Origin of the sequence: Pseudomonas pisciculturae, from assembly GCF_015461805.1 — a bacterium.
Taxonomy (GTDB): Bacteria; Pseudomonadota; Gammaproteobacteria; order Pseudomonadales; family Pseudomonadaceae; genus Aquipseudomonas; species Aquipseudomonas pisciculturae.
The window spans coordinates 1-17,580 of sequence record NZ_JACVZE010000001.1; the positions used below are offsets into that span (position 1 = coordinate 1).

Here is a 17,580-nt window from a genome sequence, read left to right on the forward strand (position 1 = left end):
GAGTTCCCTGAAGGGCCGTCGAAGACTACGACGTTGATAGGTTGGGTGTGTAAGCGCTGTGAGGCGTTGAGCTAACCAATACTAATTGCCCGTGAGGCTTGACCATATAACACCCAAGCAATTTGCTTCTCGAAAGAGCATCAGATTGCGGTGTGTGAAGACGATAGAACCGAAAGTTCGATGCTCACAAAACACCGAAAGCTATCACATACCCAATTTGCTGAAGCGAGGCCAACTGGTCACGACTCAGTACCCGAATTTCTTGACGACCATAGAGCATTGGAACCACCTGATCCCATCCCGAACTCAGCAGTGAAACGATGCATCGCCGATGGTAGTGTGGGGTTTCCCCATGTGAGAGTAGGTCATCGTCAAGATTAAATTCCGAAACCCCATTTGCGAAAGCAGATGGGGTTTTGTTTTGGGCGCGAGAAAAGTCCCACCAACGACTGACAAATTTGCACAGTTATTTCTGAACCAGACCACTAGAATAGCAACCTAACCTTTTTTAGAGCCCGAGCCCTATTTATGCCCGATCCGGTTGATGCCCACGAGGCGTCAGATTTACCACTGGACGACCTGGTGGCATGCCATGAGTGCGACTTGCTGATGCGCAAACCCGTGCTCGCCCTCGGCGAAAAAGCCCAATGCCCCCGCTGTGGTTACGAGCTGTACGCTCATCGCCATAACGTCGTGGAGCGAAGTCTCGCCTTGGTAATCGCAGCATTGCTGCTGTACATCCCAGCGAACTTTTTACCTATCATGCAGCTCAATCTGCTTGGGCAGTCGTCTGAAGATACCGTGTGGAGTGGTGTCGTCGCCCTGTTCGATACCGGCATGCAAGGCGTTGCCGTTGTAGTGTTCCTCTGCAGCATGGGCATCCCCCTACTTAAGCTGCTTTGCCAATTGGCAGTGTTGCTCAGCATTCGCTGGAAGGTCGGCCGCAGCTACGGACTGCTGCTCTACCGCATCTACCACCACATGAAAGATTGGGGAATGCTGGAGGTCTACCTGATGGGCGTACTGGTCGCGATCGTAAAGCTGGCGGACATGGCGTCTATCACCATCGGTCTGGGCCTGGTCTGCTTCGTAAGCCTATTGATGGTTCAGGTATTGCTTGAGGTGGTCATGTCGCCCCACCAGATTTGGCAGGCGTTGTCAGGAGAGGATGATCATGCGGGCGATTGATGCAGGCATTCTGATTTGTACCGAATGCCACGAGTTAAACAAGCAAGAATCGGACACCGACGAGCAAATGTGCACCCGTTGCGGTGCACTGATACATGCCCGTCGCCCCAACAGTCTTGCGCGTACTTGGGCACTGTTGATCACCGCCGCGATCTTGTACATTCCCGCCAACCTGTTGCCGATCATGACTATCAACACCCTCGGTCAGGGCGATCCCAGCACGATCATGGCCGGCGTGATCCAACTGGTTCAGCACGGCATGTTTCCCATCGCGGCGGTGGTGTTCATCGCCAGTATCCTGGTGCCGACATTCAAGCTGGTAGGCATTGGTCTGCTACTGTTCTCGGTGCAGCGCCACCAGCCGTTGTCCGCGCAGCAACGTATTGTGATGTACCGTTTTATTGAATTCATTGGCCGCTGGTCCATGCTGGATATCTTCGTGATCGCCATCCTGGTAGCGGTTGTAAACTTTGGGCGGCTTGCCAGTGTCGAGGCCAACCTCGGCGCTGCGGCGTTCGCCAGTGTGGTGATCTTGACGATGCTTGCCGCAGTAACTTTTGATCCCCGACTGATTTGGGATAACACGGAGTCGGACGACGACCATGAGTGATTTGCCTAAAGCCAAGACCCGCCCAGCGTCCAACTGGTCGGCCATTTGGGTATTGCCCCTGATTGCCTTGATCATCGGTGGATGGTTGGGGTGGCGTGCCTATTCCCAGCAAGGCATCGAGATCCAGGTACGCTTTGAAAGCGGCGAAGGTATCCAGGTCAACAAGACCGAAGTAGTCTACAAAGGCATGCCCGTGGGCAAGGTCAAAGCCCTGGCGCTGGACGACGAGGGCAGTAACCGCGGGGTGATTGCCACCATCGAGATGAACAAGGACGTCGATCAATACCTCAAGACCAATACGCGCTTCTGGTTGGTCAAGCCGAGCGTCAGCCTTGCCGGTATCACCGGGTTGGAAACGTTGGTCTCCGGTAACTACATCGCTGCCAGCCCAGGTGATGGCGAACCCACGCGCAAATTCAAGGCGCTCTCCGAAGAACCACCGCTTTCCGACGCCAAGCCAGGCCTGCACGTGACGCTCAAGGCTGATCGCCTGGGCTCGCTTAACCGTGGCAGCCCGGTCTTCTACAAGCAGATCCAAGTCGGCCAGGTCAAAAGCTACCTGCTTTCCGAGGATCAGAGCACTGTCGAGATCAAGGTCTATATCGAACCCACCTACGCCAACCTGGTGCGTAAACACACACGTTTCTGGAACGCCAGCGGCATCAGCATCGACGCCAATCTTTCCGGCGTGAAAGTGCGCAGCGAGTCCCTTTCCAGCATCGTCGCCGGCGGCATCGCCTTCGCCACGCCAGAGAACCGCAAGGACAGCCCGCCGACAGACCCGAGCCTGCCTTTCCGCCTGTACGAAGACTTTGATGCCGCCGCGGCTGGCATCAAGGTCAAGGTCAAGCTGAGCGATTTTGAAGGCCTGCAAGCCGGGCGCACCCCGGTGATGTACAAAGGCATCCAGGTCGGCAGCCTGAAAACCCTGAAAATCAACCCGGACCTTTCCAGCGCCAACGCTGAGCTGACCCTCGACCCCTTGGCGGAAGACTACCTGGTGCAGGACACCCAGTTCTGGGTGGTCAAACCGTCCATCTCCCTGGCCGGTATTACCGGGCTTGAGGCCTTGGTAAAAGGTAACTACATCGCCATCCGCCCCGGCGACAAAGGCACCCCACCTCAACGTGAGTACGTCGCCCGCGCCAAGGCGCCGCCCTTGGACCTACGCTCCCCAGGCCTGCACATGGTGTTGCTCACCGACAACCTGGGCTCTCTGGATGTGGGCAGCCCCATCCTCTACAAACAGGTCAAGGTCGGCTCGGTACAGAGCTACCAGTTCTCACGCAAGAAGAAGCAACTGGTGATAGGCGTCCATATCGAGAAGGAATACGAAAACCTGGTCAACGGTTCGACACGCTTCTGGAATGCCAGTGGCGTCACCCTGACCGGCGGCCTCACCGGTGGCATCCAGGTCAAGAGTGAGTCCCTGGCCAGCTTGATGGCCGGCGGTATTGCGTTCGAAACCCCTGAGCAGAATGTACCGCTGAAAAAGCGCATCCCGCGTTTCCGCCTCTTCGCCGACCGTGAAGCGGCCAACCAACATGGCACCCTGGTGACCATCAAGGTCGACCGCGCTGACGGCATGCGCCCCGGCACGCCGGTACGCTTCAAAGGCCTGGATGTAGGCACGATCGAAAGCGTCGACCTCAGTGCCGACATGCAATCGGTGCTGCTCAGTGCGCGCATCACCCAAGTGGCGGACCGCATCGCCCGCACCGGTAGCCAGTTCTGGGTGGTCAAGCCGGAGTTGGGCCTGATGAAAACCTCGAACCTGGAAACCTTGGTCACCGGCCAGTACATCGAAGTGCAACCTGCTGCGAAAAACGCCGGCCCGCAAAAGAACTTCGTTGCGCTGGACCAGCCGCCAGAGGCCGTCCACCGCGAGGAAGGCCTGAGCCTGACACTCAGTGCGGCACGCCGTGGTTCGTTGAAGGAAGGTGTGCCCGTAACCTACCGTGAGGTCACCGTCGGTAAAGTCATCGGCTACGAACTGGGCCAGACCGCCGACCGCGTGCTGATCCATATTCTGATCGAGCCTAAATATGCGCCGTTGGTGCGTGGCGGCAGCCGCTTCTGGAACACCAGCGGGTTTGGCCTGGACTTCGGCCTGTTTAAAGGTGCGACAGTTCGCACCGAATCGCTGGAAACCCTCGTCTCTGGTGGGATTGCCTTCGCTACACCCGACGGGGAGCGCATGGGCAATGCCGCACGGTCGCAGCAGACGTTCCCGTTGTTCGATAAGTTTGAAGAGGAATGGTTGACCTGGGCGCCTAAGATCCCGCTCGGCAAGTAGACCGAGGCGCGGCCATCGCGGGCAAGCCCGGCTCCCACAGTTGGAATGCGTACCCCTGTGGGAGCGGGCTTGCCCGCGAAGAGGCCTGAGCAGGCAACAAAAAAGGCCCCTGGATTCACATCCAGGGGCCTTTTTCATTTCAGTCCAGCCAATCAGACCTCATCCAGCTCCGGCTCATCCGCCTGCACATTCACCGTCGCCTTCACCCCATCATGACGGCGGATGTACTTCCAATCCGCCTCATCGATATAGATCCCGTTCGGCCCGCTTCCACCCTCCAGGTCGATCGCCACCTGGGCGGACACCTGCGGCTTCACACTGGCCAGAATCGGTACAAAACCCAGCTGCAAGCTGGTCTCCAGCAGCGCCGCCTGGTTTTTCTCATCGATGTCCGCCGCCTCGTCGAGGTAGTACGGCAAACGCACGCGCCCGGCCTGGTCGCGGTCCATCAGGTGCAGCAACAAGTACATGTTGGTCAGCGCCTTGATGGTCATGGTGGTGCCGTTGGACGCGGCGCCATCGATGTCGGTATGAATCACCGGTTGGCCATGCACCTTGGTGATCTCGAACGCCAGCTCGAACAAATCCTTGAGGCCCAACTGGTTATGGTTGGCGGCCACCAAACGGGCCAGGTATTCCTTGGCCTCTTCGTTCTTGTTGTCTTGCTCGGCGCTCTGGCTCAGGTCGAAGACCGACAGGGTTTCGCCCTCTTCATATTGACCGGCACTGTGGATGATCTGGTCGATATGCTTGAGGGCTTCCTTGTTCGGCGCCAGCACGATACGGAAGCTTTGCAAGTTGGAGACCTGACGCTTGTTGATCTCGCGGTTGAACAGCGCCAACTGATGCTCAAGGCTGTCGTAGTCGCTGCGAATATTGCGCAAAGTACGTGCGATATCGGTGACCGCGGCACGACGCGCCTTGCCCAACGTCAGCGCTTCATCGGTACGGTGCGCATAGGCGTTGATCAGCAGTTGTAGACGACGCTCGACATCATCTTCGCTGTCGAACTTGGCCACGCCCTTGAGGCGAACCTGAGCGTAAAGCGCCTCAATCTGGCCATCAGCGCGCAGCAAACCTTGCCAGCTGTCCTGATAGTCATTGAGCAACGGCAGCAGGTTGTCCATGGAATCATCGACCGGGTCCATGAACGGCGTGCCGAACGGAAGGTCTGCCGGCAACAGCTGACGACGGCGCAGTGCGTCATCCAGCGTGCGTTGCTTGGCTTCCATATCGCCAATCTGACGGCCCACCAGTTGCAGCTTGGCGGACAGTTGCTGGACGCGTTCGGTAAACGCATCACTGGAGCGTTTCAACTCATCCTGCGCCGCTTCCATCTGCGCCAGGTTTTCCAGTTTCTCGCCTTCTTCGGCGCTCAGGGTTTGCGCACGGCGGAAGTCTTCCAAAGCCTTCTGTGCATCCAGCACCTGTTGATACAGCGCTTCGGTCTGGGTCTTGCTCGCCGCCCGATCAGAGGCTACGGCCTGCTGGGTCTTGAGTTGCTTAAGCTCTTTTTCCAGACGCTCTTTCTGGTCGCGCAACGCGGCACGATCCGCCAGGGCCTGCAACGCTGGCGGCTCAATGTGGGAGATGTCGATGGACAGCCCCGGCACTTCAAAACGCTCGCCTTTGAAGCCATCAAGGATCTGCTCCAGGGATTTAACCCACTGGCCTTCCTCATCCAGCGTGATGCCATGCTCGCCCAGCGGCAGGCTGAACAGCGAACTGTTGAACAAGCGCATCAGACGCTCGACATCCTGCTGTGAGAATTCCTCACGCAGTTTGGCGTAGCTGTTGTTGTCCGCGTGATCCAGCTGCTGCTTGACCGACTTCAAACGTTTTTCCAGCTCGCGCAGACGCTCGTCCAAGTCCTCGGCGCTGAACTGCCGCGACTGTGCCAGGGCACCCGCCAGCTCATCGTGAGCGTCCTTGGCGGCCAGCAACTGCTGCTCCAGCACCTTCACGTCATCCACCAGCGCAAAGCGATGCTTGAGTACGGACAACTCACCCAGCCAACGCTGGATGCCGCTGATCTCACGCTCCAGGCGCATCAGCTCCTGGGTGCCGCCGCGCTGGTCGTTTTGCAGTGCGTCTTGCTCGCCGCGGTAGTGCTCGGCCTGGATGGTCAGCTCTTCCTTGCGCGCGCTGGCGTAGTCCGACCAGGTGCCCAGCAACGAATCCAGCAGTGGCGACAGGCGATGCAACTTGCCACGCAATACATCGCGCAGGCGCACGCCATTGGCCAGCGCCTCAACCAGTGGCCCAGCGGCCACCAACGAGTTGTAGTCCTGTTCCATGCGTCGCACATCGCGGAAAGCTTCTTCGCACGCCGCGATGTAATCCACACTGCCGGAACGCAGGCTGTGTTCGAACGCATCCAGGAACAATTGCTTGAGCTTGGCCGCGGTGATTTCACGCATGTGCAGCAGGTTGATAAACAGCGCACGGAAGGTCTTCAGGCTCTGCTCGCTGGTGGAGCGCAGCGGGATCAGCGTCAGGTCCAGCGGGATCGACGTATGGCCGCCCACCAACAAACGGCGCAATTCGTCCGGCTTGAGCTCGTAGGCCTTCAGGCCTTCGCGCTCCAGGTTGGTGAACAGCTCTTTCTGACGCAGGCAGGTGTCGTTCTTCTGGTAGTGGGCCAAGTCCAGCTTGCCGGCGTAGGCAAAGAACTGGTGGCCGAAACCACCGCCAGGGCCGCGACCGACCACACCAATAACGTGCGGGCCGTGGGGCAGGGAGACTTCCACGAGGATGTAGCTGGTGTCAGTGGCGAAGTAAAAGCGACGCGACTGTTCCAGGGTGTACTTGCCGAAACTCATGTCCGACATGCGCGCCAAAATCGGGAACTGCAAGGCGTTGATCGACGCGGATTTACCCAGGTTGTTCGCGCCATACACCGACAGCGGTTCTTCCAGCGGGAACAAACCCAGGCTGTAGCCGGCGGTGTTCAATAGGGCGAAGCGGCGGATGCCGTAGCGTTCCTTGCTCATGCGTCGGTCTCCTGTTCTTCGGCAATGGCGCGGGCCATGGCGTCTTCTTCGCTTTCTTCTTCGAAGTCACTCAGATCGAGCGGGTCATCGGTTTTCAGCAATTTTTCATCGCTGTCTTCGTCGATGATCACTGGCGCCGGCAATGGCAACACGCTGTGTACGCTGGCCGCCAGATCGCGATCTTGCTGCACTGACAAGCACACATCGAGGAAGCGGTGCATCGGCGGCAGGAAGCGATAGATACCGTTGTCTTCGCTGGCAAACCCGAGTTGGGTCATGCGGCGCATGATTTTTTCTTCAAGTTCTTCCTGAGTCTGCACTTCGGCCTGGATAAACAGGTCGCGGTACTTCTCCAGCAGCGACGGCAGCTCATCGCGGCCCAGGCTGCCGCCGTCGAGCACGGCGATCGGGTCGCGGCCCTGGTCGGCCAAGTGTTCGACGATGATGAAGGTGAACAACGCCAAGCGCTGCGCCGTCTTGTTCACCTGCGCGCTGGCGATGGCCGAGTCCGGCACGAAGTAGTAGAAACCGCGCGTATCGCACACCAGCTCAAAGCCCAGGGCCTTGAACAGCGTGCGGTATTGGTCCTGGAAGTTCGACAGCTGGGCGTACAGCTCCGGGTCGCGGCGGCTGACGTGATAACCCTTGAACAGCTCGCGAAAGATCGGCGCCAGCTGGGACAGTTCGGATAGATCAAGATGCATTGGGTGTACTCGCAGAATGCTCGGCCGCATCAGAGGAGGCCGGGAGCAGGGCGAAGGAGCGCAGGCTGACCTGGTGCTCGTGTGTGTGGTAATCGCGGCGTTCCAGGCGTTCGCGCTTGAAGCGCTTTTCGCGTGACAGGCGCGAGAACCAGTACAGCAATTCGTCGGTGGCGCCGTCCGGCTCTTGCTCCAGCAGCCAGGTCATCAGGTCTGGCATCGGCAGCGCGTCTTCGCAGCGTTCGAGCATTTCCTTGACCGTGCGCGGTGCACGCTGGGCGTCGCCCTTGTGGGATTTATGCGCCTTGGGGAATCGCGCCGGTTTCGGCTCGAAGTTCGCCAGTGCGTACACATAGGCTTCCACCTGGCTCGCGCTGCCCAGAAAGGTGCTTTGTGGGCGCGTAAACATCGGCATCGCCGCTTGCGGCACGGCGTCCAAACCCTTACGGCGAATGGCCGACAGGGCCAACGCCGCGCCACGGGTCACGGCGTTGTGCCGGCGCGCTTCTTCACGCAGCGGCAACAGCAATTCACGGGCATGGCGCAAGGTCAGCTGGGCGCTGGTCTGCATTTCGAGGATGCGTGCGTGGGTGCGCAGCAGCATGTCGTCGTCCACCAGGTGGCCGAGGCGCTGTTGCTCGGTGAGCATGCGTAGCAGCACATTTTCGACCTTGCGCACGCCTTGTTCGAAGGCGCCGTCGGCGTTCACCAGTTGGATCATCGGCTCAACGTATTCGTCCCAGGTTGCCAGTACCTCGGCATAACGCTGGCGCAACGGGATCTGCCGGTCGCTGGTCTTGGCGCGATCGGCCACGGCGGCGAGGGCTTGTTCATCGTTGGCGAGTTTTTTCAGCACGTCCCGTACGCGCATATCCAGCAAGCGCAGTTGGCGGGCGAGGTCGTGGCCATCACGAATGTCGAAAGCGTCCTGGATATAACCGGCCAAGCGCTCAAGGTGACGCAGGTAGGCTTCGATTTCCAGGCACAGGCCAAGCCGGTGCTCCTTGCGAAGATAAGCCAGGAAGTCGTGGATCTGCGCATTGAGCTCGAAACGGTTCGGGCTCTTGGCGACAGGTACCAGGATATCCAGGCGAATCCACACGTCCAGCAGGCTGGTGATGTCCTGGGGCGTGCTGTCCAGTTGTTGGGCGGCCAGTTGCGCGCGCAGCTCGCCAAGGCTCAAGGTGCCTTGGTCGAAGTGTTCGCACAGTGGCTCAAGTAAGGCCCAGTGTTCGGCGAGGGCGCGTAGGACGCGCTTGGGTTCGATCATGGGAATGGCCGGTTGGTTGGCGTTGAAAAGTCGCGATTGTACTGCATCAGGCCCGGGTTTTATCCACAGCCGGTCAGTGCGCAGTGGGCGATTGTTGCCGAACAGCGGTAGAATCCCCGCTCTTTAGTTATCCACAAGTGGCCGAGCTGTGCTTATCGAGTCCCGACGTCGCGCTTACTTGACTGCCATGCAGGTGGTCAACTGGCTGCCCCGCACCGAACTGCCGTTTGCCGCGCCGTCACGGCCCGAGCTGCTGGAGGCGCTTGAGCCCTATGAGGCATTCGAGGCTTCGGGTGAAGAAGCGGCTGCGCCGGTGGCGGTGGTCAAGGCTGAGGCGCCCGTGCGGCCAGTGGTGGAGCGGGCCAAGATTGAAGTGCCTCGGCCATCGCCGGTGACCAAGGCGGCCAAGGTGGCCGACCAGGCTGCCCCGGTGGTCAAGGCGCCTGTCGTCCAGCCACCGCGTTTTGCCCTGCAATTGCTGCGTGCCGGGCGTTGCCTGCTATTGGTGGAACTACCTACCGGCGAACGCTTCCAGACCCGCGACCCGGCCTACATGCTGCTCAAAGACATGCTGCGCGCCGCCGGCCTGCCCGACAGCCCGCAGATTATCGGTGATCCCGTGCGTTGGCCTCTGCTGGTGCGCGGCAACATGGACCAGGGCCCCGAAGCTGCGCGTGATTTTGTGCAAGGGTTTGTCTCGGCCCGCCTGGAAGACGAACCCTGCGTGTGCCTGTGGCTGATTGGCCTGCCCGCCGTGCGCTTTGCCGGTGAGGCCAACGCCGAAGCCTGGTACCGCGAGCTACAGGTCGAAGGCCTGGGCTCGGTATGGGCCCTGCCGGGCCTGGAATTATTAATGGAAGAGCCACAGCGTAAGGCTGATGTCTGGCAAGCCATGCGCCGGCTGATGGCGCGCTGGAAAACAACCGATGAGTGAGGCTTTATCCTTCCGCCCGATGACCGAGGCCGACCTCGATGCCGTGCTGAAAATCGAATACGCGGCGTTCAGCCACCCCTGGACCCGTGGGATTTTTCTCGACGGGCTGGGCAAGTACCAAATTTGGCTGATGTTTGAAGGTGAGCAGCAGGTGGGCCACGGGGTGGTGCAAATCATCCTCGATGAGGCGCATTTGCTGAACATCACCGTCAAGCCGGAAAACCAGGGGCGCGGTTTGGGGTTGGCGTTGCTTGAACACCTGATGTCCCGAGCGTATGCCGCCAGTGCGCGGGAGTGTTTCCTGGAGGTGCGTGATAGCAACACCGGGGCGTTTCGTTTGTATGAACGCTACGGTTTCAACGAGATTGGCCGTCGGCGCGATTACTACCCGGCCGTCGGCGGGCGCGAAGATGCCGTGGTGATGGCCTGCACGCTCGTCGACTAAACACACGATCCAATGTGAACACCGTTCCCTGTGGGAGCCGGGCTTGTCCGCGATGACGGTGTTTCATGCACCACCGCTATCGCAGGCAAGCCAGCTCCCACAAGGGCCAGTTTCACAATGAGTTGTGCGGTGAATCAGCGGTTGCCGTCTACCGGGTCAATATCGGCCAACTCGGCCTCATCCAACCCATTCCCGCCGCCAATCTCATCTTCATCCACAATACTCAAATCATAATCCGCCGGATTATCTTCGCCTTCCTCCCGTGCATCCCGCGCCCCATCTTCATGGATCAGGGTTTCAGGGCTCATATCATCGTCGGTCGGCTCATGATCATCCGTTGACGCGCCGGTTAGCCCCGCTTCGCGCACCCGTTCGTCGGGCATCAGGTGTTCGCGTTCACGGCGGGGGATCTCATCGCCAATCTCAGCAGTGGGCTCCTGCTCGTCAAAATCCAGCTCGCGCATCGACCCCATGCGGTCTTCGTTGTCATCAATGGGTTCGGGCTGCGTAGCGCCGTAGGGGCGTCGTGATTCAGTCATGGCCAATCCTCATACTGTGGGGCTTATAGTGTGTGGACAGGCGCGGCGCCCTAAAGATTCAAGCTTATTTGCGCTCGGCGTGACCTGGACGAGGGCTGGTCAGTCACAAAACTGCGCATCATTCCTGAGGCTTTCCCTGATGAACGAATTACAAGACCTGCTTGATAACAACGAACGCTGGGCGGATGCGATCAAACAGGAAGATCCCGAATTCTTCGCCAAGCTCGCCCGCCAGCAAACCCCCGAGTACCTCTGGATAGGCTGCTCCGACGCCCGCGTGCCGGCCAACGAGATTGTTGGCATGCTGCCGGGTGACCTGTTTGTGCACCGCAACGTGGCCAACGTGGTGCTGCACACCGACCTCAATTGCCTGTCGGTGATCCAGTACGCGGTCGACGTGCTCAAGGTCAAACACATTCTGGTCACCGGCCACTATGGTTGTGGCGGCGTGCGCGCCTCGATGCAGGACCGCCAGTTCGGCCTGATCGACGGTTGGCTGCGCACCATTCGTGACCTCTACTACGAAAACCGTGACGTACTCGCCCAGTTGCCGACCGAAGAAGAACGTGTCGACCGCATGTGCGAGCTCAACGTGATCCAGCAGGTGGCCAACGTTGGCCACACCAGCATTGTGCAAAACGCTTGGCACCGTGGGCAGAACCTGTCGATCCACGGCTGCATCTACGGCATCAAGGATGGCCGTTGGAAGAGCTTGAACACCACGATCAGTGGTTTTGAGCAGTTGCCACCGCAATATCGCCTGCGTCCGCTGGGCGAAGCCTAAGACGGTTTGCGTGCCTGCCACTGGGCCATGAACGCCTGGCCCTCGGCGTTCAGTTGTTGCTGCCGGCCGGTGATCCAGTGCCGGCAGCACAGCTCGTGGCATTCGCACGCAAACTGTCGGGACAATACGTCTTCGGTGACGGCGTAATCCATCGTGAGTACGTCGCCAGGCGAAATGGGGCGCAGGGTCCAGAGCTCCAGGTAGGTCGTATCGACAAACACGTTCGGGTTGCACGAATGCTGTAGCAGGCCGCAGAACCAGCAATCGTAAAGATGAATGCGTGAAGACAGCTGCACAGTCTGCGAGCGTCGTTCGCTCACCGCCCAGCCTGAAATCCTGGCAATACGTACACGGCTGTCGAAGGGTGTGCGTGCCTTGAGGCCATTGTTCTCCACCTGGAATTGACGGGTCGAGGGGTAGCCCTGTTCAACGGTCAGGGACTTGAATGGGTAAAGGCATGCAGGCGTGATGGTTTTAGCCTTATCCATGGCTTGAGTTTTCATAACTCTCCTTGGTTCGGCTGCAACGACCTGCGGATGTGATCTGACTGCCAGTCTTGCAGCAAATGGACGCCGCCCAAGACTTACTGATGTCGTGGCCGATTTCTACTGTCAAAGTTGACAGTAGAAATCGGCTTTTTTTGCGCTGCCCCCCCAGGTCACAGGGCTGGAGCCGCAACAGAGGGCGTCGGGGTTTCATTTTTCAGTTGTTTCAACTGGGCCTTGATGGCCGGCGTGGCGCATTTGGCATTGGCCTGATCTGGCGTCAGGTTGCGAACCGAGGTGTAAAACAACTCGCAGGTCTGCTCTTTGCGCGTGACCTGCCAGGTGTTCATACAGGCCTTGAGCTGCACATTTGGGTCGCTCGCAGGTTTTTGCCCCATGCCCGCTTGCCAACAGGCGGCGCTCAGGTCCTGGCCCATGACCTTCAGGCCCGCTTCGTCGGCTTGCTGCTCGTTACCGTCGTAGCTCGCGGGGTCGGCGGCATACCAGATGTAACTCGGGTGATTGGCGCCCAATACCGATACGGTTTTACCCGCCTCGGGGCTGATTTTCGCCAACCCCAGTACGCCCACGCTCTGCCCGTATTGCTGTTTGATCCAACTGCGTACCGGTGAGCCGAACGCCACCATCGGCAAAGAGCCGTTGGGTAACAGGCTCAATTCCTTGACCATGCGCGTTTGGTAATGGGTGAAGTAGCTGTAGACGTTTTCCAGGTCCTTGCCCGCATTGGAAGGCGCAGCGATGGGCGCGATATCGATAATGGTCTGGTAGGCCGGCGTCTCAGTGGCTGGGATGCCGTTGTCGGTCAGCAGGCTGGCCCAGCGGTCAGTGGTGGCCGATTCCAGGTAGTCCTGGGCCTGGGTCAGTGAATAATCCGGCGGGAAGTGCAGCAGCTCGATGCTCTTACGGTTTTGCAACGCCATGCCCAGCGGCAGGAACAGGTACCAGTTATAGGCCCACTTGCCATCAAGGTTGAGCTTGCTGGCGCCCTCGTACGCCAAATCGGCGGTATTGAGTAACGTGGTGAGGGGCTGGCCGTAGCTGTCGGGAACGCCGGTAAAAATTGCCGAGAGTTGCCCCTCCTGGCTCTTCACACTGACCTTGGCGCGGTTGTAGCCGTCCCGTTGCAGGCTTTGAACCAGATAATGCTCGGCAGTCTGTTCCAGCGTCCATGGCCGAAAGCAGATCACATTGCAGTTATTGGGGAACGCGAACAACTGGGTGACACGTTGCGTGCTCCCCAGTGGCACCTCGATATCGGCCTGTACGACCGCACTGGCCATCAGTGCGGCCAAGGTGTAGGACAGCCTGGTAGGTCTAAACATGCGTGGTTCCTTGTCAGCGAAAGCCCGTCTGCGCGGGGTGAAAACCCTTCCCTCACAGTAGCGGCTGACCAGCAAGGCCGCGTGTTAAATCACCCGGCGTGTCGCTATTGGATAAGAAAACCTACACGTCGAACTGCAAGGCATTGCTCAGGTCGCCCATGGGTTTCTGGCCACGGGCGATCATTGCGTCATCGCGCTGCTTGAGGCCGTCGAGTTTTTCCAACTGAAATACCCGCGTGATCAAGCGCAGGATCGATGCGGTGTCATACACCGTATGGTCCACCGTGCCTTTGCGCGCAAAGGGCGACACCACCAGCGCGGGAATCCGCGTGCCAGGGCCCCAGCGGTCGCCTTTGGGCGGTGCCACGTGGTCCCACCAGCCGCCGTTTTCATCGACGGTCACCACGACCACCATGTTTTTCCACTGCGGGCTCTCTTGCAGCACCTTCAAGGCGCGGGCGATATGGCGGTCGCCCGAGGCCACGTCGGCGTAACCGGCGTGCATGTTCAGGTTGCCTTGGGGCTTGTAGAAGCTCACCGCAGGCAACTTACCGGCCTGGGCATCGGCGAAAAACCGGTTGGTACTGGACTCATCGCCCAAACCGCCATCGCGCAGGCGTTTATCACGCTCGGCGCGGTTCTCGGGGCCCTGTTGCTTGAAGTAGTTGAAGGGTTGGTGGTGGTACTGGAAGTTCGGGATTTTCGGAATGCCACCCGAATCCTTGAATTGATCCAACGTGGCTTGCCAGGCGCCGGCATACCAGGCCCAGTCGACGTTCTTTTTCGACAGCTTGTCGCCAATATGCTCGTGGGTTTGCGGCACCAGCACGTTGGGCAGGTCGGGCTTGGAGTAATCGGGGTTTTGCGGGTCGCGAATCCAGGTCGGCCAGTAGGGCGGGGCGAGGGTGTTTACGGCGAAACCGTCCGGCGTCAGGGCACTGGGGCCGAACTGCGGCGCGCCGGTCATGGCGCTGGCCGGGGACTTTTCCAGCGGCTTGAGGCGCGGGTCGGTAGGGTCATCACTTTGCAGGGTGGCGATCTGCGCCTTGGCCACCGACTGCGCGGCATTCGGGTAAAACGGCGCGGTGGCGCTGATCAGGTACTGGTGGTTGAGAAACGAGCCACCGAAAGCGCCCTGGAAGAAGTTATCGCAGAGCACAAACTCCTTGGCCACATCCCACAGGCGCAGGGCATAACGGCTCTGAGCGTAATAACCCATCACCAGGCCGCCTGAATCGGCCCACGCGACGAAATTGTCATTCTTGCCGCCGTTGATCTGCATTTGGTTTTGATAGAACACGTGCCACAAGTCGCGGGTGACCAGGCTCAAGGGCAGGTCTTCGGCGTTCGGGCCTTTGAGGGCGAACGGCGCGTTTGGCAGGTTTTGCTGGAATTGCACTTCGCTGGGGTAGGTCACGCCGTCCACGCTTTGCGGGCCGACTTGCAGTACGCCGCCCCAGGCCGGGGGCAGGGTGGTCAGCAGGCTGCCGTCGCGGTCGCGTTGTTGAGTGTCTGCGGCAGAAAGTGCCGACAGTGGTTTCTCTACGCCAGGGAAATCCGCAAATAGATTGTTGAAGCTGCGGTTCTCGGCATAGATCACCACCACGGTTTTCACCTGATCTTGCAGGGCCTTGTCCAACTCTTGGGGCGTGAGCGGCTTCGCCACCGGCTTGACGGGTGTTTCGCTGGTATTGCCGCAGGCGCTCAAGGTCGCACCGACTCCCAAAACGGCCGCGCCCCCCAGGAAGCGCCGGCGGCTGGTGTCGACCGGCGCTTGAGTGATGGAATCGGGAGAAGGGCGGTCTTCGTGCTCATCGGTCATTGCGGGAATCCCAAGCGAGATGTTGCAAGATATTTCGCAGGACGGTAGCAATGCAGTGTGACGGAACGAAGACAGAGATTTGAATCAGCAAGTCATAGCAGGCGCAGTGCCATCTGGCTGCCGGCGCGCAGGTATTCCACCTGGGCCGTCAGTGCATCTTTGACGATGGCCTCACCCAAGTCAGTCAGCTTGGCTTTTTTTGCATCGATGACGCTGGTCTGCAAGAGTTGCATGACCACGTCCACGGCTTTCTGGAAGGCTGTCACATTGTTATGCAGCCCGAACTCCCTGATAACGGCTGCCATGCGGCGATCGGCATCGTCTCGCAAGGCCCTGTACTCGACGAACGACACGGTATCGTCCTTGTAGATTGCATTGATCAACTCTTCCAGTGATTTGGATAGCGGCGTCATCGGATTGTCCTTGGCGGTGTGTGAGCGGTAATCCGAATCAGGTTAATCAAAGACGTTGGCGCGCGAAGTCAGGGCTAACCTTTGTCGTGGGTGGGACAAGGCCGCGCACTTCACCAGAAAAGGCGGCCTTAAGTGGCAAGCGTGCTGCTGGCCACTTAAAGCGCGCTGCTGTTTTTAAGGCATTACCGGCGGTAAATACTTCAGCGTCGTCCCCAGCGCCCATAACAGAAACAACACCAGCGGCGTGTGCACCAGCAACTGCACAAACGAAAACCCAATCAAATCCCGCGCCTTCAACCCCAGCACCCCCAGCAGCGGCAGCATATAGAACGGGTTGATCAGGTTGGGCAGCGCTTCGGCCGCGTTGTAGATCTGCACCGCCCAGCCGAGGTGGTATTGCAGGTCATTGGCCACTTGCATCACGTAAGGCGCTTCGATGATCCACTTGCCGCCGCCCGACGGGATAAAGAAGCCCAGCACCGCCGAGTACACGCCCATCAACAGCGCATAGGTGTCGTGGGAGGCGATGGAGGTGAAGAAGGTAGAGATATGGTGCGCCAGGGTCTGGCCGTCGCCGCCCTTGACCACCGTCATCAGCGCGGCAATCGAGCCATACAGCGGAAACTGGATCAACACACCGGTGGTGGTTGGCACCGCACGGGCCACCGCATCGAGGAAACTGCGTGGGCGCCAGTGCAAGAGTGCGCCGGCCATGATGAACAGGAAGTTATAGGTGTTCAGCCCTGAAATCGCGCTGATCGCCGGCTTGGTCGAGAACTCATGAAACAGCCAGCCGGCCGCCAGCAACGCCAGCAGGATCGTCAGCAACGGGCTGTGTTCCAGCCACTCTCCCGGGCGGGTCGGTGCTTGGATCTTGGGCAGGTTGAACGCCGGGTCAACGCCACACGCCTTGGCATCACGCGCACTGTTCGGGCCGGGCGCAGTGGCGTAGGCGATGATCAGCGACACCACGATCAGCGCCAGCAAGAGCACACCCGATTGCCACAAGAAGATCGTGTCGGTGAACGGAATCACCCCGGTGATCGACAAAATCGACGGCGGCAAACTGGCCGGGTTGGCCTGCAACTGCGCCGCCGACGACGACAGCCCCAGCGCCCACACGGCGCCAAGCCCCAGATAAGCCGCCGCACCGGCCGCGCGGTAATCCATGCGCAAATCCGTACGACGCGCCAGCGCCCGCACCAGCAAACCGCCGAACACCAGGGACAGGCCCCAGTTCAACAAGGATGCAACCATAGAGATCAACGCCACCCAGGCCACGGCTGAGCGGCCGTTTTTTGGAATACGCGCCAGGCGGTCGATCAACTTCACCGCAGGCGGCGAACTGGCCACCACATAACCGCCGATCACCACAAAGGCCATCTGCATGGTGAACGGGATCAAGCTCCAGAAGCCGTCACCAAACGCCTTGGCCGCCTCGGTCGGTGCCGCGCCCATGCCCAGGGTCGCCACCGCAACGATGATCACGGCGAGGGCGGCAAACACCCACGAGTCGGGGAACCAGCGCTCGGCGAAGCTGGAACAGCGCAGGGCAAAGCGGGCATAGCGGCTTTCTTCGATAGCATCGGCCACGAGTCATTCCTCTTGTACTTATTATGGGGAGGCAATTTTTCGGCATGTTCCGCTACGGCCATTGATATGGGAATGCAGTTATCTTCATCGATCCATGAGGAAAACAAATATATCTGTCGCGATTGCCATCATCCGGCTCAACTCATAACCTGCACGCCATTTTG

General features: G+C 59.5%; 15 protein-coding genes and 2 rRNA genes. 8 read left to right on the forward strand and 9 right to left on the reverse strand.

Features of this window, described 5'->3' with window-relative positions; genetic code table 11:
* The 5 genes from ICY20_RS00005 to ICY20_RS00025 all read left to right on the forward strand — a co-directional run.
* Window positions 1-106: ribosomal RNA gene (locus ICY20_RS00005) — 23S ribosomal RNA — on the forward strand; the annotation flags it as partial.
* A 155-nt stretch (window positions 107-261) separates the two neighbouring features.
* Window positions 262-377, forward strand: a 5S ribosomal RNA gene (gene rrf, locus ICY20_RS00010).
* Window positions 378-528: 151 nt separating this feature from the next.
* Window positions 529-1,188, forward strand: coding sequence for a paraquat-inducible protein A (locus ICY20_RS00015; RefSeq protein ID WP_159958785.1), 660 nt, complete (start codon window positions 529-531; stop codon window positions 1,186-1,188).
* Window positions 1,175-1,798, forward strand: coding sequence for a paraquat-inducible protein A (locus ICY20_RS00020; protein ID WP_159958787.1), 624 nt, complete (start codon window positions 1,175-1,177; stop codon window positions 1,796-1,798). The genes ICY20_RS00015 and ICY20_RS00020 overlap by 14 nt, the downstream gene beginning before the upstream one ends.
* Window positions 1,791-4,094 carry a PqiB family protein gene (locus tag ICY20_RS00025; protein ID WP_194936689.1) on the forward strand — a complete coding sequence of 768 codons (2,304 nt, stop codon included), beginning with the start codon at window positions 1,791-1,793 and terminating at the stop codon, window positions 4,092-4,094. The genes ICY20_RS00020 and ICY20_RS00025 overlap by 8 nt, the downstream gene beginning before the upstream one ends.
* 152 nt (window positions 4,095-4,246) lie before the next feature.
* Here ICY20_RS00025 and mksF read toward each other — a convergent pair whose 3' ends face one another.
* From mksF to mksB, 3 genes are read right to left on the reverse strand one after another with little or no spacing between them, the layout of a single operon-like run.
* On the reverse strand, window positions 4,247-7,087 hold the full coding sequence (mksF, locus tag ICY20_RS00030; RefSeq protein WP_194936690.1) for an Mks condensin complex protein MksF: 2,841 nt from the start codon (window positions 7,085-7,087) through the stop codon (window positions 4,247-4,249).
* Window positions 7,084-7,791 carry an Mks condensin complex protein MksE gene (gene mksE, locus ICY20_RS00035; protein ID WP_048724390.1) on the reverse strand — a complete coding sequence of 236 codons (708 nt, stop codon included), beginning with the start codon at window positions 7,789-7,791 and terminating at the stop codon, window positions 7,084-7,086. The genes mksF and mksE overlap by 4 nt, the downstream gene beginning before the upstream one ends.
* Window positions 7,781-9,058 (reverse strand): Mks condensin complex protein MksB, encoded by a 1,278-nt coding sequence (gene mksB, locus ICY20_RS00040; protein WP_159958793.1) that lies wholly within the window; start codon window positions 9,056-9,058, stop codon window positions 7,781-7,783. Before mksB ends, mksE begins: the two co-directional genes overlap by 11 nt.
* Window positions 9,059-9,245: 187 nt before the next feature.
* On the opposite strand from mksB, the gene ICY20_RS00045 reads away from it, so the two are divergent.
* Together ICY20_RS00045 and rimI are read left to right on the forward strand one after the other, a co-directional pair.
* Window positions 9,246-9,992, forward strand: a complete 747-nt coding sequence (locus tag ICY20_RS00045; RefSeq protein WP_159959016.1) for an energy transducer TonB — start codon at window positions 9,246-9,248, stop codon at window positions 9,990-9,992.
* On the forward strand, window positions 9,985-10,437 hold the full coding sequence (gene rimI / locus ICY20_RS00050) for a ribosomal protein S18-alanine N-acetyltransferase (protein ID WP_005784514.1): 453 nt from the start codon (window positions 9,985-9,987) through the stop codon (window positions 10,435-10,437). Before ICY20_RS00045 ends, rimI begins: the two co-directional genes overlap by 8 nt.
* Before the next feature lie 134 nt (window positions 10,438-10,571).
* Here rimI and ICY20_RS00055 read toward each other — a convergent pair whose 3' ends face one another.
* Window positions 10,572-10,976: a serine kinase/phosphatase gene (locus ICY20_RS00055; protein ID WP_122489479.1), complete on the reverse strand. Its 405-nt coding sequence runs from the start codon at window positions 10,974-10,976 to the stop codon at window positions 10,572-10,574.
* A 139-nt stretch (window positions 10,977-11,115) separates the two neighbouring features.
* Here ICY20_RS00055 and can point away from each other — a divergent pair, with 139 nt between their 5' ends.
* Entirely contained in the window at window positions 11,116-11,760 is a 645-nt protein-coding gene (can, locus tag ICY20_RS00060) for a carbonate dehydratase (RefSeq protein ID WP_159958797.1), read from the forward strand.
* On the opposite strand, the gene ICY20_RS00065 is transcribed toward can, so the two are convergent.
* The 5 genes from ICY20_RS00065 to ICY20_RS00085 all read right to left on the reverse strand — a co-directional run bounded on the left by ICY20_RS00065 (window position 11,757) and on the right by ICY20_RS00085 (window position 17,416).
* A complete protein-coding gene (locus tag ICY20_RS00065) occupies window positions 11,757-12,263 on the reverse strand; it encodes an SET domain-containing protein-lysine N-methyltransferase (protein ID WP_159958799.1) in 507 nt (168 codons plus the stop codon). The genes can and ICY20_RS00065 overlap by 4 nt on opposite strands.
* 155 nt (window positions 12,264-12,418) lie before the next feature.
* A complete protein-coding gene (locus ICY20_RS00070; RefSeq protein ID WP_194936691.1) occupies window positions 12,419-13,588 on the reverse strand; it encodes a hypothetical protein in 1,170 nt (389 codons plus the stop codon).
* Between the two features lie 121 nt (window positions 13,589-13,709).
* A complete protein-coding gene (gene acpA / locus ICY20_RS00075; RefSeq protein ID WP_194936692.1) occupies window positions 13,710-15,410 on the reverse strand; it encodes an acid phosphatase in 1,701 nt (566 codons plus the stop codon).
* Window positions 15,411-15,502: 92 nt separating this feature from the next.
* Window positions 15,503-15,823: a hypothetical protein gene (locus ICY20_RS00080; RefSeq protein ID WP_159958805.1), complete on the reverse strand. Its 321-nt coding sequence runs from the start codon at window positions 15,821-15,823 to the stop codon at window positions 15,503-15,505.
* Window positions 15,824-15,997: 174 nt separating this feature from the next.
* Window positions 15,998-17,416: a short-chain fatty acid transporter gene (locus ICY20_RS00085; RefSeq protein WP_159958807.1), complete on the reverse strand. Its 1,419-nt coding sequence runs from the start codon at window positions 17,414-17,416 to the stop codon at window positions 15,998-16,000.
* Window positions 17,417-17,580 lie beyond the last annotated feature (164 nt).

Coding starts and splice junctions, on each gene's coding strand:
- ICY20_RS00015 (WP_159958785.1), top strand. CDS start 529: ATGCCCGATCCGGTTGATGCCCACGAGGCGTCAGATTTACCACTGGAC.
- ICY20_RS00020 (WP_159958787.1), top strand. CDS start 1,175: ATGCGGGCGATTGATGCAGGCATTCTGATTTGTACCGAATGCCACGAG.
- ICY20_RS00025 (WP_194936689.1), top strand. CDS start 1,791: ATGAGTGATTTGCCTAAAGCCAAGACCCGCCCAGCGTCCAACTGGTCG.
- mksF (WP_194936690.1), bottom strand. CDS start 7,087: ATGAGCAAGGAACGCTACGGCATCCGCCGCTTCGCCCTATTGAACACC.
- mksE (WP_048724390.1), bottom strand. CDS start 7,791: ATGCATCTTGATCTATCCGAACTGTCCCAGCTGGCGCCGATCTTTCGC.
- mksB (WP_159958793.1), bottom strand. CDS start 9,058: ATGATCGAACCCAAGCGCGTCCTACGCGCCCTCGCCGAACACTGGGCC.
- ICY20_RS00045 (WP_159959016.1), top strand. CDS start 9,246: ATGCAGGTGGTCAACTGGCTGCCCCGCACCGAACTGCCGTTTGCCGCG.
- rimI (WP_005784514.1), top strand. CDS start 9,985: ATGAGTGAGGCTTTATCCTTCCGCCCGATGACCGAGGCCGACCTCGAT.
- ICY20_RS00055 (WP_122489479.1), bottom strand. CDS start 10,976: ATGACTGAATCACGACGCCCCTACGGCGCTACGCAGCCCGAACCCATT.
- can (WP_159958797.1), top strand. CDS start 11,116: ATGAACGAATTACAAGACCTGCTTGATAACAACGAACGCTGGGCGGAT.
- ICY20_RS00065 (WP_159958799.1), bottom strand. CDS start 12,263: ATGAAAACTCAAGCCATGGATAAGGCTAAAACCATCACGCCTGCATGC.
- ICY20_RS00070 (WP_194936691.1), bottom strand. CDS start 13,588: ATGTTTAGACCTACCAGGCTGTCCTACACCTTGGCCGCACTGATGGCC.
- acpA (WP_194936692.1), bottom strand. CDS start 15,410: ATGACCGATGAGCACGAAGACCGCCCTTCTCCCGATTCCATCACTCAA.
- ICY20_RS00080 (WP_159958805.1), bottom strand. CDS start 15,823: ATGACGCCGCTATCCAAATCACTGGAAGAGTTGATCAATGCAATCTAC.